The sequence below is a fragment of the Sphingoaurantiacus capsulatus genome, assembly GCF_042648405.1.
GTDB classification, from domain to species: Bacteria; Pseudomonadota; Alphaproteobacteria; order Sphingomonadales; family Sphingomonadaceae; genus Sphingoaurantiacus; species Sphingoaurantiacus capsulatus.
The window spans coordinates 568329-581630 of sequence record NZ_JBHRXV010000011.1 but is presented as its reverse complement, the minus strand read 5'-3'; the positions used below and the strand labels follow the sequence as shown (position 1 = coordinate 581630).

Genomic DNA, 13302 nt, shown 5'->3' with positions numbered 1-13302 from the left:
CGCCTAACCTTCGAGCAGCTTGCGGGTGGCCGCCTCGACATCCTCCTGCGCCATCAGCGACTCCCCGACGAGGAAGCAGGTGATGTCGTGCGCGGCGAGCAGGTCGAGATCGGCACGCGTTCTGAGCCCGCTCTCACCAACCAGCAGATAGCCCTGCGGCAGCATCGCGGCGAGTTCGACCGATCGGTTAATGTCGACGTCCAACTTCTTGAGATCACGGTTGTTGATGCCGAGAAGGCGCGTCGACAATTGCGTCGCCTGCTCCAGCTCCTCGACGGTATGCACCTCGACCAGCACGTCCATGCCCCAGTGCTGCGCCGCCGATTCCAGTTCCTTCGCCTGCGCGAGGTCGAGCGCCGCCATGATCAACAGGATGCAATCGGCGCCGAGGCCGCGGCTCTCCGCCACCTGATAGGTGTCGACCATGAAATCCTTGCGCAGCGCCGGTAGCGGCACGGCGGCGCGGGCGGCGCGCAGATAGCGGTCAGCGCCCTGGAAATAGGGCTCGTCGGTCAGCACGGAGAGGCACGTCGCGCCGCCCGCCTGATAGGCGCGCGCCAGCGACGGCGGGTCGAAATCGGGCCGGATCACGCCCTTCGACGGGCTGGCCTTCTTGATCTCGGCGATCAGCCCGAAGCGGCCGTCGCGGCGGGTGCGGGCGAGCGCGTCGGCAAAGCCGCGCGGCGCGGAAGCGGCACGGGCGTCGCCTTCGACATCGGCAAGGCTGCGCGCGCGCTTCCGCGCCGCGACGAACTCGCGCTTGTCGGCAAGGATGCGGGCCAGCGTGTCGCTCATGTGAAGGCAATCCAGCGGTCGAGGAGATCACGCGCCGCGCCGTCGTCGATGACGGCGGCGGCCTGGGCGGCGCCATCGCGCCAGTCGGCGGCGCGCCCGGCGACGATCAGCGCCCCGGCGGCGTTGAGCAACACCGCGTCGCGATAGGCGCCCGCCGCACCGTTCAGCAATTCGCGCAGCGCCGCGGCGTTGAACGCCGGGTCCCCGCCGCGGATGGCATCGAGGCCGTGGTGGGGCAGGCCGGCGAGGTCGGGCGTCACCCGCTCGTCGCCGCTGCCGATCGCGCCGAGCCGCACCGCGCGGCTGCCGCCGGCGATCGACAGCTCGTCGAGACTCTCGTCGCCCGACACCAGCATCGCCGCCTCGGCGCCCAGCCGCGTCAACGCGGCGGCGACGGTCGGCAGATAGTCGACACGCGCCACGCCGATGAGTTGGCGGCGCACCCCCGCCGGATTGGCGAGCGGCCCCAGCAGGTTGAAGATCGTCCGCCGCCCGATCGCGCGGCGGATCGGCGCGATCGGCCCGAGCGCCGGATGATGCTTCTGCGCGAACAGGAAGGCGATGCCGATGCCGTCGAGGCTAGCTTCGGCGCGTGCCGAGGCGCGGTCGAGGTCAAGGCCGAGCGCTTCGAGCGTATCGGCGGCGCCCGCCTTGCTGGAGGCGGCGCGGTTGCCGTGCTTTGCCACCGGCACGCCCGCCGCCGCGACGACGATGGCGACGGCGGTGGAGATGTTGAGGCTGTGGCTGCCATCGCCGCCGGTGCCGCAGACGTCGATGGCATTCGCGGGGGCCGCGACCGGGATCATGCGGTCGCGCATCGCCTGCGCGGCGGCGGCGATCTCGTCGGCGCTTTCGTCGCGATCGGTCATGGTGACGAGGAAGCGCGCAATCTCGTCGGCGTCGACCCGGCCGCTGAAGATATCCGCGAACGCTTCCGAGGCGGCGTCATAGGACAGCGGCGCGGTCGCGTCGGACAGGCGGCGGCTGGCAACCGCCACGCTCACGCGGCCTGCCGGCGGCGCGGCACGCCCGCGAGGTCGAGGAAATTGGCAAGCAGCGCGTGGCCGTGCTGGGTGGCGATGCTCTCCGGGTGGAATTGCACGCCGTGGATGGGGAGCGTCTTGTGCCGCAGCCCCATGATCGCGCCGTCCGGCGTGCGCGCGTTGACGATCAGGTCGGCGGGCAGGTCGCTCTCGCGCACCACCAGCGAATGATAGCGCGTCGCCGCATAGGGCGAGGGCAGGCCGGCGAACACGCCGGTGCCGTCGTGGCTCAGCGGCGAGGTCTTGCCGTGCATCACCTTGTCGGCACGCACGACGGCGCCGCCGAACGCCTGCCCGATCGCCTGATGGCCGAGGCAGACGCCGAACAGCGGCAGCTTGGCCTCGGCGGCGGCGGCGATCAGATCCAGCGAAATACCCGCCTCGTTGGGGGTGCACGGCCCCGGCGACAGCAGCAGCGCCGACGGCTTCATCCCCAACGCCTGCCCGACGCCGATGGCGTCGTTGCGCACCACCTCCACCTCGGCGCCCAGCTCGATGAGATAGTGGACGAGGTTGTAGGTGAAGCTGTCGTAGTTATCGATGACAAGGATCATGACGGGCTCCCCTTAGCCACGATGCGCAAGCGGCGTCCAGAATTTCCCCTTTGCGAAGGCATCATTATCCTCCCCTGCAAGGGGAGGGGGACCGCCGCAGGCGGTGGAGGGGTATCCGCCGCCGTGACCCCTCCACCTGCTGCGCAGGGTCCCCCTCCCCGTGCCGGGGAGGATGGAAATGGCCACCGATGCGGGGCGCCTACTGCCCGAACCGCGGCTCGCTCGCCATGCGGATGGCCTCGAGGGCGGCGGCCATCAATGCGCCGGCCTTGGCTTCGCATTCGCGCTGCTCATAGGCCGCCTCGCTGTCGGCGACGATGCCGGCGCCGGCCTGGACGTGCATGGTGCCGTCCTTGACCACCGCGGTCCTCAAGACGATGCAGCTGTCCATCGAACCGTCGGCCGCGAAATAGCCGACGCCGCCGGCGTAGGCGCCGCGCTTCTCAGCTTCGAGCTCGTGAATGATCTCCATTGCCCGCACCTTCGGCGCGCCCGAGACGGTGCCCGCCGGGAAGCCCGCCAGCAGCGCGTCGATCGTGTCCTTGTCGTCGGACAGGTCGGCGCGGACGTTCGAGACGATGTGCATCACATGGCTGTAGAATTCGACCATGTTGCGCTCGGTGACGGCAACCGTGCCGGGCTTCGCTACGCGCCCGATATCGTTGCGCCCGAGGTCGAGCAGCATCAGATGCTCCGACAGCTCCTTGGGATCGGCGAGCAGGCTGTCGCGGTTGGCGGCGTCCTCGGCACCGGTGGCGCCGCGCGGCCGGGTGCCAGCGATCGGCCGGATCGTCACCTCGCCATCGCGGACGCGGACGAGGATTTCCGGGCTCGATCCGGTGAGCGCGAAGCCCGGCAGGTCGAGGAAATAGAGGAAGGGCGAGGGGTTGATCCGCCGCAGCGCTCGGTAGAGGTCGAACGGCGGCAGCGGGAAGTCGACCGCAAAGCGCTGCGCCAGCACCACCTGAAAGATGTCGCCGGCGAGGATATATTCCTTGGCGCGGTCGACCATCGACGCATAGGCCGTCGGGCTGGTCTGGGCTTTCGGCGTCACGTCGATCGCTTCGGCGATGGCGCGCTCGGCGGGGACCGGGCGCGTCAGCTTCGCCGCCGCCGTCTCGATCCGCTCACGCGCCTCCGCATAGGCGGTGTCGGCATCGGTCGTGCCGTCGGGGAAGGCGGGGGCGACGATGAACAGCTCGTCCTTCAGCCGGTCGAACACCAGCAGCAGGGTCGGCCGCATGAACAGCATGTCGGGCACACCCAGCGGGTCGGCCTTCGGCGCCGGCAGCTTCTCGACCAGCGCCGCCGTCTCATAGCCCATGTAACCGACGAGCAGCGACAGCGCCGAGGGCAGCGCCTCCGGCAGCTCCATGCGAATCGAGGCGACCAGCTTGCGCAATTCCTCGAGCGTTGCGCCCCCGCACGGCTCGAAGGCGTCGGGATCGTCCTGAAAGCGCGGATTGGCCTCGCAGGCATGGCCATTCGCCCGCCACACCAGATCGGGCGCGAGGCCGAGCAGCGAATAGCGGCCGCGCACCGCGCCGCCCTCAACCGATTCGAGCAGGAAGCCGCCGCGGCCGTCGAGGCCGAGCTTGAGCATCGCCGACACCGGCGTCTCGGTATCGGCGACGATGCGCGTCCACACGACTTGCGGGCGGCCGGCCGCATACGCCGCGGCGAAGGCTGCGGCGTCGGGCGCGATCATTATTCGTCCGTCGCGGGGGCCTGGCCCAGGTAGCGCGCCTTCATCGCCTTGATCGCCGTGTCGTTGCGGCTGACCCCGATCTGCTTCTCGACGGCGTGCGCGAACTGGTTGAGCAGTTCCTCGCCGACGTTGCGCTGCATCTCGGCCTGTGTCGCCTGCAGGACCTGCGGCATCGTGCTCGGGTCGCCCGGCGTCACCGTGTCGGTGGCGACGATGAAATAGCCGAGGCCGCCGGGGCCGGCTAGCGGTCGCACCGAACCCTTGGGCTGGGTGAACAGCAGCGCCAGCGGCGGCGGCACCTGTCCGCCCTGCGAGATCTGCACGCGCTGGCCGTCGAACGGCGCCGCCGGCGGCAGGCTGCGCTTCGACAGCGCGGCGGCGAGCGTCGTGCCCGCCTTCACCTCGGCGATGATCGCATCGGCCATCGCCTTGGCGGCCTTCATGCGGGCATCGATCAGCCACTGCGCGGCGACCGCCTGCTTGACCTGCGCCAGCGGCACCGGCGTCGGCGCGGTCACGTCGGTGACCTCGAGGACGGCGAAGGTCTCCTTGTCGAGTTCCTGCACCGTCGGCTCGTCGCCGGCATTATGTTCGAACGCCTGCGCAACCAGCGGCGCGGCCTGCGGCGGCAGGCTGAAGCCGCTGTTATCGGTGGTCTGCCCCTCGCGCGTCGCGGGCGGCACGGCGACCGTCTTCAGCTTATATTCGGCGGTGACGTCGGCGAAGCTCTGGCCGTCGGCCAGCGCGTCCTCGATGGCGGCGACCTGATCGGACAGCATGTCGTCGGCGCGCTCGGTGCGCAGCGTGGTGACGATCTCGTCGCGGACCTGCGCCAGCGAGCGCGACACGCCCGGCACGATCGAATCGACGCGCAGCACATGCCAGCCGAAGTCGGACTTCACCGGGCCGATGACACCACCCGAGGCGGTATCGAACGCTGCCGCCGCGATCTTGGCGTTGGTCGCCTCGGTCAGCTTCTCCTCGTTAAGCACGCCCAGCGCGATGTCGCTCGCCGAATAGCCGCCGAGCTGCTGCGCGACGGTGGCGAAGGCCTCGCCGGCCTTGGCGCGTTGCGCGATGCGCTGCGCGACGGCCTGATCCTGCACGACGACCTGGCTCAGCTCGCGCTGCTCGACGCCGCCATAGATGGCTTTGCGCTCGTCATAATATTTCTGGATGTCGGCTTCCGGGATCGAGACGCGGGCGACGGCGTCGGCGCGGCTGATCAGCGCGAAGCGGAAGGCGCGGCGCTCGGGCAGCGTGAACTGCGCGATGTTGGCCCTGTAGAAGGCGTTGATCTGCGCGTCGGTCGGCGCGCCGACGCTGGTCATCCGCTCGGCCGGCACGGTGGCGACGGCGCCGGTGCGGCGCTCGAGCAGCAGCGAGGCATAGGGTTCGCCGAGTGCCAGCGGCGCGGTGGCGCCGAAGGTGATCGGCACGAGCAGCTGGCGGCGGGTCGCGTCGCTGCGCAGGCCGTCGCGCAGCTCGCGATCGGTCATGCGCTGCGCGGCGAGTGCCTGCTCATAGGTCGCCTGGTCGAAGCGGCCGGCGATCTGGAAGGCGGGGATGCCGGCGATCTCGCGGTCGATGGCGGCCTCCGAATAGGTCAGGCCTTCCTTGGCCGCGAACTGGCTCAGCGCCTCGAGGCCCTCCATCTGGTCGATCAGCTGCTCGACGGCGCCCTGCTGCGCGGCCTGCACCGCGGTCACCGTCGGGTTCGACTGGCGGGCGCGCTGGAGAAGCTGGTCGAAGCGCTGGCGGAACTCCGGCTCGCCGATGTTCTTGTCGCCGACGCGAACGAGGCTGCCGGCCGACGGCGCGCCGCCGCCACCGAAGGGATCGCCGATGCCGGTGATGACGAAGGCGACCAGCAACAGGCCGAGCAGCGCGAGCACGATCCAGGAGGACAGCGCCTTGCGGAAGAAAGTCAGCATGGAATTCCCGTTCGAAATAGCGGGCTGAAACGATGGCGGCGGAGCATAGGGAGGGGCGCTCCATCCCGCAAGCGAGGCGGTAGCGTGCGCGCGGGCGCTTTGCTACAGCCGCCGCGACCTTAACCTTCGCGATGGGGACGAAATGACGCGCACCAAGCTGATCGCCGGCAATTGGAAGATGAACGGCCTCGCGGCGAGCACCGCCGAGCTGGACAAGATCATCGCCGGTGCAAAGGAGCTGCCGTCGCGCGTCGAACTGCTGATCTGCCCGCCCTTCACGCTCATCGACCGCTTCGCCGACCGCGCCGAGCGCAGCCGCGTCGCCGTCGGCGCGCAGGACGCGCACCCCAAGGCGTCGGGCGCCCATACCGGCTGCGTCTCGGCGGCGATGCTGAAGGACGCCGGCGCCACCCACGTCATCGTCGGCCACAGCGAGCGCCGCACCGACCAGAAGGAAACCGACGCCGAGGTCAACGCCAAGGCCGCCGCGGTGATCGGCGAGGGGCTGATCGCCATCGTCTGCGTCGGCGAGACCGAGGCCGAGCGTGACGCCGGGCGCGCGCTCGACGTGGTCGGCACCCAGCTCGCCGGCTCGCTGCCCGCCGGTAGCACCGCCGCGAACCTCGTCGTCGCCTACGAACCCGTCTGGGCGATCGGCACTGGCCGCACGCCGAGCACCGCCGATGTCGCCGAAATGCACGCCCACATCCGCACTCGCCTGCGCGATCAGCTCGGCGCCGAAGGGGAGGGCGTTCGCATTCTCTACGGCGGCTCGGTCAAGGCGTCGAACGCCGCCGAGCTGCTGGCGGTGGCTGATGTCGATGGCGCGTTGGTGGGTGGTGCCAGCCTGACGGCGGAGCAGTTCCTGCCGATTGCGCAGGCGGTCTGAAAGCGAACCGCTTCGTCACAGCTGCGCTTTGCGAAGCACCTCATTCATTCTGCGCTGCCAGCCTGGCCCCGTCGCCTTGAAGCGATCGAGCACATCCTGATCGAGGCGAAGCGAAACCTGCTTCTTTGTCGGCGCCTTCTGCGCGCCACGCGCTTTTCGGATTGCGGAAAGCGCAGCAGCGAGGTTGCCGTTGACCGGGGTAGCGCGAGCGAAATCTTCCCGCGTCCATTCCGGATTGTCGTCGTCGAACACGACAGGGGGGTCGATACGCTCACGCTCCATAGCGACGAAGCTCCTTTTCATGTGCCCTTCGCAGGCTTATCGCGCGAAGACGTCCGCTTCGTTCAGTGAAGACAAAGCAGAAGCCAGCATTTTCGATCCGACCGAACGCTCTGAACCGAACTTCGCCGTAGTCAAAGCGGTCATCCGCCATGACGACGGCGACTTCCCAATCCAAGCCCTCGGCGGCTTTGAGCGAAATGCCGTGCTTGGCGATGTTGGCTGCATCTTTCGCTGGATCGAAATCGATTTCCACTATCAGATTGTAGTTACAATTAACTGCGCGATCAATCGCCGGTCGATACTCGGTATCGGCGATGATGGATCCTGGCCGTGTATGGTTGCACCCAACGCCCCCACCGACTACATGCTCGCCCAACACATCTCGCCACGAAAGCCTGCTCTCCCATGCTGACGACGCTGATTCTCGTCATCCACACGATCATCGCCGCCGCGCTTGTCGGCGTGATCCTGCTTCAGCGGTCGGAGGGCGGGGCGCTCGGTATCGGCGCGGGGCCCAGCGGCATGATGACGGCGCGGGGTGCGGCCAATTTGCTGACGCGCGCGACGGCGTGGCTCGCCACTGCTTTCATCGCGACGAGCATCATCCTCGCGGTGCTGCACAGCTCGGGGAGCCGGGTGCGGCAGATCGACCCGAATCTGTCGCCGACGACGGCGGCGCCGGAGATTGCCGACGAGGTGTCGCCGCTCGCCGATCCGACCGATACGGGCCTCGTGCCTGTCGCGCCGGCCGCCGAGAAGGCTGCTGAGAAGACCGCCGACGTTCCGATCGCCCAATAGCCTTCATCGCTCGTTAGCGCGATCTATCCACAATAAATTTGTTTCGGACGCGCCGCTGCGGCTGGCGCGAACGGATCGACTCATTCTATAGGTTTCCTCCCATGGCGCGGTTCATTTTTGTCACCGGCGGCGTGGTCTCCTCCTTGGGCAAGGGCCTGATGGCGGCGAGTCTCGCGGCTCTCCTGCAGGCGCGTGGCTACAAGGTCCGCATCCGCAAGTTCGATCCCTATCTCAACGTCGATCCGGGCACGATGAGCCCGTATCAGCACGGCGAGGTCTATGTGACCGACGACGGGGCGGAGACCGACCTCGACCTCGGCCATTACGAGCGCTTCACCGGCGTGCCGTCGCGGCAGAGCGACAACGTCACCTCGGGGCGCATCTACTACGACATCCTGACCAAGGAGCGGCGCGGCGACTATCTGGGCGCCACCGTGCAGGTCATCCCGCACGTCACCGACGCCATCAAGGCGTTCGCCCGCGACCAGATCGACGGGCTCGACTTCGTGATCTGCGAGATCGGCGGCACTGTCGGCGATATCGAGAGCCTGCCGTTCCTCGAGGCGATCCGCCAGCTGCACAACGAAAAGGGCCGCGGCGGATCGGTGTTCATCCACTGCACGCTCGTTCCCTACATCGCCGCCGCCGGCGAGCTGAAGACCAAGCCGACGCAGCATTCGGTCGCCGAGTTGCGCGGTATCGGCATCCAGCCCGACGTGCTGGTCTGCCGATCGGAGCATCCGCTGCCCGACAGCGACCGCGCCAAGATCGCGCTATTCTGCAACGTGCCGAAGGAAGCGGTGATCCCGGCGCTCGACGCCGAGAGCATCTACGCGGTGCCGCTGCAGTATCATGCCGCCGGCCTCGACGATCAGGTACTCGCCGCCTTCAACATTACCGACGCGAAGCCGCCGGTGCTGCGGCGCTGGGACGATATCGTCGACCGGCTGGTCAACCCCGAGGGCGAGGTGACCATCGGCGTCGTCGGCAAATATACCGGCCTGAAGGACGCGTATAAGTCGCTGTCCGAGGCGCTGGTGCATGGCGGCATCGCCAACCGCATCAAGGTCAATCTGAAGTGGATCGATGCCGAGGCGTTCGAGCGCGACGATGTCGCCGCAGCACTTGAGCCCATGCACGGTATCCTCGTCCCCGGCGGTTTCGGCGAGCGCGGGTCAGAGGGCAAGATCGCCGCGGTGCGCTTCGCCCGCGAGCGAAAGGTGCCGTTCTTCGGCATCTGCCTCGGCATGCAGATGGCCTGCATCGAGGCGGCGCGGAACTGCGCCGGCTTCGAAAAGGCCTCGACCACCGAATTCGGCCCGACCGACGAGCCCGTCGTCGGCCTGATCACCGAATGGGATGGGCCGCTCGGGCGCCAGATGCGCGAGGCGGGCGGCGATCTCGGCGGTACGATGCGCTTGGGCGCCTTCCCAGCGAAGCTCGGCGGCAACAGCCATGTCGCGGCGATCTACGGCGGCAACGACATCAGCGAGCGGCACCGCCATCGCTATGAGGTCAACATCCATTATCGCGAGGCGCTGGAGAAAAGCGGCCTGACCTTCTCCGGCATGTCGCCCGACGGCGAGTTGCCCGAGATCGTCGAGCGGCCCGATCACCCGTGGTTCATCGGCGTGCAGTTCCACCCGGAGCTGAAGTCGAAGCCCTTCGACCCGCACCCGCTGTTCGCGAGCTTCATCGAAGCCGCGATGAAGCACAGCCGGTTGGTTTAAAGCCCTCTCGCCAGAGATACGTCATCCTGACGGCATTTTTGATGGTGGGTGAGGGCGCTAGCCGCTCGATCGCCAGGCCCCAAAACAGGAGCGGCCCGGACCTTTCGATCCGGGCGCTCACCGCGGTCGCCCCTCAACGACCGTTCCTCCCCGAACCCCTTGGCTGGACTCGGTTGACCGGACGCTAACGGCATTTTGTCGTGGGAGTCGAAGGTCGTTTCACGCTCGTGACGCCATCTCGGCGAAACTGTGGCAGTGATGTCACAGCGGTTTAGCGCCGTTGCACCGTCGCGCCGCGCGTGCGAGATACCGCCGCCATGAAACTCTCCGGCTATTTTCTCCCCGTCCTCAAGGAAACCCCGACCGACGCCCAGATCGTCAGCCATCAGCTGATGCTGCGCGCCGGGATGATCAAGCAAACCTCCGCCGGCATCTATGCCTGGCTGCCGCTCGGCCTGCGCGTGCTGCGCAAGATCGAGGCGGTGGTGCGCGAGGAGCAGGATAAGGCGGGGGCCGTCGAGCTGCTGATGCCGACCATCCAGGCTGCCGACCTGTGGCGCGAATCCGGCCGCTACGACGCCTATGGCCCGGAGATGCTGCGGTTCAACGACCGCCACGACCGCGAGATGCTGTTCGGCCCGACCAACGAGGAAATGATCACCGCGATCTTCCGCGACAGCGTGCGCAGCTACCGCGATCTGCCGCGCACCCTCTATCATATCCAGTGGAAGTTCCGCGACGAGACGCGACCCCGGTTTGGCGTGATGCGCGGCCGCGAGTTCCTGATGAAGGACGCCTACAGCTTCGATCTCGACGAGGCGGGCGGACAGGCATCGTATCGCGCGATGTTCGTCGCCTATCTGCGTACCTTCGCGCGCATGGGGCTGAAGGCGGTGCCGGTGCGCGCGCCGACCGGGCCGATCGGCGGCAACCTCAGCCATGAATTCCACATCCTCGCGGAGACGGGCGAGAGCGAGATCTTCTACGACGCCGCGCTGGAAGACGTCGACATCACCGACGCCGGCGCCGTCGAGCAGCTCACCGGCATCTACGCGATGGAGGCCGAGGAGCACGCCAAGGTCGAAAATTGCCCGGTCCCCGCCGACCGCCTGCGCTCGCGTCGCGGCATCGAGGTCGGTCATATCTTCTTCTTCGGCAACAAATATACCAAGGCGATGGGCATGACGGTGCAGGGGCCGGAGGGCTCGGCCGTGGTGCCGCAGATGGGCAGCTACGGCATCGGCGTATCGCGCCTCGTCGGCGGCGTCATCGAGGCGAGCCACGACAAGGACGGCATCGTGTGGCCCGACGCCATCGCGCCGTTCAAGGTCGGCCTCATCAACCTGCGCGTCGACGATGCCGCCTGCGCGGCGGTTGCGGATGATCTCTATGCCAAGCTCAGCGCCGCCGGTGTCGAGGTGCTGTACGACGATCGTGACGAGCGCGGCGGCGCCAAGTTCGCCACGATGGACCTCATCGGCGTGCCCTGGCAGGTCGTGATCGGCCCGAAGGGCGTCGCGGCCGGCGTGGTCGAACTGAAGCGCCGCGGCGGCGGCGACCGTGAGGAATTGTCGATCGAGTCAGCGCTGGCCCGGCTCACCGCATGATCTCCCGCTACGAGCGCATGATCGCCAAGCGCTACCTGCTGCCGGGCAGGGGGGAGGGGTTCATCTTCCTCGTCGCGTCGATCTCGCTCATCGCCGTGGCCTTGGGCGTCGCCGCGTTGATCGCCGTCATGTCGGTGATGAACGGCTTCCGTGCCGAGCTGTTCGACCGCATCCTCGGCCTGAACGGCCATGCGGTGGTGCAGGGCTACAGCGGCCGGCTGCCCGACTGGCAGCCGCTGCGCGCCGAGATCGCGAAGACGCCGGGCGTCACCGGCACCACGCCGCTGATCGAGCAGCCGCTGATGGCGTCCTACCGCAACCGTGTCGAAGGCGTGCTGCTGCGCGGCATGACCGTCGCCGACATCCGCGAGACCTCGGTGATCGCCGACAATGTGCGACGCGGCTCGCTCGACGGCCTCGTACCCGGTGAGAACAACATCGCCATCGGCTCGCGGCTGGCGGATTCGCTCGGCGCCACCGTTGGCGACAGCGTCAGCCTGATCTCGCCCGAGGGGCAGGTCACGCCGTTCGGTACCACGCCGCGCATCGTCGCCTTCCGCATCGTCGCCACCTTCGAGGTCGGCATCTTCGATTATGACAAGGCGTTCGTGGTGATGCCGATGGAGACGGCGCAGACCTTCCTGCGCCTCGGCGACGCCGTCGGCATGATCGAGATCGAAACCAGCGATCCCGACCGCATCGCGCCGATCCTCGCGCCGCTCGAACAGCGGGTGGCGCCGAAGGGCGTCATTGTCACCTGGCAACAGATGAACGCCGAGCTGTTCGAGGCGCTGGTCGTCGACCGCGTCGTCACCTTCTGGGTGCTATCGATCATCATCCTCGTCGCGACCTTCAACATCCTGTCGTCGCTCATCATGATGGTGCGCGCCAAAACCAAGGACATCGCCATCCTGCGCACGATGGGCGCCAGCCGTGCGGCGATGATGCGCATCTTCATGTCGGTTGGCACCATCATCGGCGGCCTCGGCATCGCGCTCGGCACCGTGCTGGGCTTCGCGCTGATCGAATATCGCCAAAACATCATCATGGGCGTCGCCAAGCTGACCGGCGCGCAGATCTGGGACCCGTCGGTGCGCTATTTGACCGAACTGCCGGCGAAGACCGATCCGATCGAGGTCGTCGGCATTGTCACCATGGCGCTGCTGCTCTCCTTCCTCGCCACCATCTACCCGGCGTGGAAGGCGGCGAGCACCGATCCGGTGCAGGTGCTCCGCTATGAGTAAAACCCCCGTCCTCGTCACCGACGGGCTGACGCGCAGCTTCAAGCAGGGTGGCGTCGTCATCGAGGTGCTGCGCGGCGTCGATCTGTCGATCGCGCCCGGCGAGATCGTTGCGCTGCTCGGCCCCTCGGGCTCGGGCAAGTCGACCTTGCTGCAGGCGGTCGGCCTCCTTGAAGGCGGCTTCGAAGGCCAGATCAGCATCGCCGGCGAGCGCGTCGAGAAGCACAACGCCGGCGAGCGCACGCGCGTCCGCCGCGAAAAGCTCGGCTTCGTCTACCAGTTCCACCATTTGCTGCCCGACTTCAACGCGGTCGAGAACGTCATCCTGCCGCAGCTCATCCTCGGGCGGACCAATGCCGAGGCACGCGACAAGGCGGCGGCGCTGCTCACCGATCTGGGCCTGGGCCAGCGGCTCGACCATCGCCCCAGCCAGCTGTCGGGCGGCGAGCAGCAGCGCGTCGCGGTCGCCCGCGCACTCGCCAACGAACCGGTGCTGGTGCTCGCCGACGAGCCGACCGGCAATCTCGACGAGGCCACCGCGCAGAAAGTGCTCGCCGAATTCCTCCGCCTCGTCCGCTCGCGCGGCTCGGCAGCGCTGGTCGCCACGCACAACCAGGCGCTCGCCCAGCAGATGGACCGGATCGTGACCTTGCACGAGGGCCAGATCGAGGACTGAGCTTTCACTCATATCGTCTCACTGAGTTGTGGATAAGCGCGAAAC

13 protein-coding genes are annotated in these 13302 nt (G+C 67.9%); 6 read left to right on the top strand and 7 right to left on the bottom strand.

Annotated elements, in window-relative coordinates; all coding sequences use genetic code 11:
- Positions 1 to 3: 3 nt before the first annotated feature.
- The 5 genes from trpC to ACFOMD_RS15035 all read right to left on the bottom strand — a co-directional run bounded on the left by trpC (position 4) and on the right by ACFOMD_RS15035 (position 6034).
- Positions 4 to 795: an indole-3-glycerol phosphate synthase TrpC gene (gene trpC / locus ACFOMD_RS15055; RefSeq protein WP_380862826.1), complete on the bottom strand. Its 792-nt coding sequence runs from the start codon at positions 793 to 795 to the stop codon at positions 4 to 6.
- Positions 792 to 1793: an anthranilate phosphoribosyltransferase gene (trpD, locus tag ACFOMD_RS15050; RefSeq protein WP_380863459.1), complete on the bottom strand. Its 1002-nt coding sequence runs from the start codon at positions 1791 to 1793 to the stop codon at positions 792 to 794. The genes trpC and trpD overlap by 4 nt, the downstream gene beginning before the upstream one ends.
- Positions 1794 to 1795: 2 nt before the next feature.
- Positions 1796 to 2392: an anthranilate synthase component II gene (locus ACFOMD_RS15045; protein ID WP_380862824.1), complete on the bottom strand. Its 597-nt coding sequence runs from the start codon at positions 2390 to 2392 to the stop codon at positions 1796 to 1798.
- Between the two features lie 199 nt (positions 2393 to 2591).
- A complete protein-coding gene (trpE, locus tag ACFOMD_RS15040; protein WP_380862822.1) occupies positions 2592 to 4100 on the bottom strand; it encodes an anthranilate synthase component I in 1509 nt (502 codons plus the stop codon).
- On the bottom strand, positions 4100 to 6034 hold the full coding sequence (locus tag ACFOMD_RS15035) for a peptidylprolyl isomerase (protein WP_380862820.1): 1935 nt from the start codon (positions 6032 to 6034) through the stop codon (positions 4100 to 4102). Before ACFOMD_RS15035 ends, trpE begins: the two co-directional genes overlap by 1 nt.
- Positions 6035 to 6176: 142 nt before the next feature.
- Between ACFOMD_RS15035 and tpiA the strand changes: the two genes are divergently transcribed.
- Complete coding sequence (gene tpiA, locus ACFOMD_RS15030) at positions 6177 to 6923, top strand: triose-phosphate isomerase (RefSeq protein ID WP_380862818.1); 747 nt, start codon at positions 6177 to 6179, stop codon at positions 6921 to 6923.
- A gap of 15 nt (positions 6924 to 6938) precedes the next feature.
- Here tpiA and ACFOMD_RS15025 read toward each other — a convergent pair whose 3' ends face one another.
- Together ACFOMD_RS15025 and ACFOMD_RS15020 are read right to left on the bottom strand one after the other, a co-directional pair.
- Positions 6939 to 7175: a BrnA antitoxin family protein gene (locus tag ACFOMD_RS15025; protein WP_380862816.1), complete on the bottom strand. Its 237-nt coding sequence runs from the start codon at positions 7173 to 7175 to the stop codon at positions 6939 to 6941.
- 19 nt (positions 7176 to 7194) lie between these two features.
- Positions 7195 to 7458, bottom strand: coding sequence for a BrnT family toxin (locus ACFOMD_RS15020; protein ID WP_380862814.1), 264 nt, complete (start codon positions 7456 to 7458; stop codon positions 7195 to 7197).
- Between the two features lie 152 nt (positions 7459 to 7610).
- Here ACFOMD_RS15020 and secG point away from each other — a divergent pair, with 152 nt between their 5' ends.
- The 5 genes from secG (at position 7611) to ACFOMD_RS14995 (ending at position 13257) form a co-directional block, all read left to right on the top strand.
- Positions 7611 to 8003 (top strand): preprotein translocase subunit SecG, encoded by a 393-nt coding sequence (gene secG / locus ACFOMD_RS15015; protein WP_380862812.1) that lies wholly within the window; start codon positions 7611 to 7613, stop codon positions 8001 to 8003.
- A 101-nt stretch (positions 8004 to 8104) separates the two neighbouring features.
- The gene (locus tag ACFOMD_RS15010) at positions 8105 to 9733 is read left to right on the top strand and encodes a CTP synthase (RefSeq protein WP_380862810.1); all 1629 of its coding nucleotides are present in this window, start codon (positions 8105 to 8107) and stop codon (positions 9731 to 9733) included.
- A gap of 317 nt (positions 9734 to 10050) precedes the next feature.
- A complete protein-coding gene (gene proS, locus ACFOMD_RS15005; RefSeq protein WP_380862808.1) occupies positions 10051 to 11340 on the top strand; it encodes a proline--tRNA ligase in 1290 nt (429 codons plus the stop codon).
- The gene (locus tag ACFOMD_RS15000; RefSeq protein ID WP_380862806.1) at positions 11337 to 12584 is read left to right on the top strand and encodes a lipoprotein-releasing ABC transporter permease subunit; all 1248 of its coding nucleotides are present in this window, start codon (positions 11337 to 11339) and stop codon (positions 12582 to 12584) included. The genes proS and ACFOMD_RS15000 overlap by 4 nt, the downstream gene beginning before the upstream one ends.
- Positions 12577 to 13257 (top strand): ABC transporter ATP-binding protein, encoded by a 681-nt coding sequence (locus ACFOMD_RS14995; RefSeq protein WP_380862804.1) that lies wholly within the window; start codon positions 12577 to 12579, stop codon positions 13255 to 13257. The genes ACFOMD_RS15000 and ACFOMD_RS14995 overlap by 8 nt, the downstream gene beginning before the upstream one ends.
- Positions 13258 to 13302 lie beyond the last annotated feature (45 nt).

Coding starts and splice junctions, on each gene's coding strand:
- ACFOMD_RS14995 (WP_380862804.1), top strand. CDS start 12,577: ATGAGTAAAACCCCCGTCCTCGTCACCGACGGGCTGACGCGCAGCTTC.
- trpE (WP_380862822.1), bottom strand. CDS start 4,100: ATGATCGCGCCCGACGCCGCAGCCTTCGCCGCGGCGTATGCGGCCGGC.
- secG (WP_380862812.1), top strand. CDS start 7,611: ATGCTGACGACGCTGATTCTCGTCATCCACACGATCATCGCCGCCGCG.
- proS (WP_380862808.1), top strand. CDS start 10,051: ATGAAACTCTCCGGCTATTTTCTCCCCGTCCTCAAGGAAACCCCGACC.
- trpC (WP_380862826.1), bottom strand. CDS start 795: ATGAGCGACACGCTGGCCCGCATCCTTGCCGACAAGCGCGAGTTCGTC.
- ACFOMD_RS15045 (WP_380862824.1), bottom strand. CDS start 2,392: ATGATCCTTGTCATCGATAACTACGACAGCTTCACCTACAACCTCGTC.
- ACFOMD_RS15010 (WP_380862810.1), top strand. CDS start 8,105: ATGGCGCGGTTCATTTTTGTCACCGGCGGCGTGGTCTCCTCCTTGGGC.
- tpiA (WP_380862818.1), top strand. CDS start 6,177: ATGACGCGCACCAAGCTGATCGCCGGCAATTGGAAGATGAACGGCCTC.
- ACFOMD_RS15000 (WP_380862806.1), top strand. CDS start 11,337: ATGATCTCCCGCTACGAGCGCATGATCGCCAAGCGCTACCTGCTGCCG.
- ACFOMD_RS15035 (WP_380862820.1), bottom strand. CDS start 6,034: ATGCTGACTTTCTTCCGCAAGGCGCTGTCCTCCTGGATCGTGCTCGCG.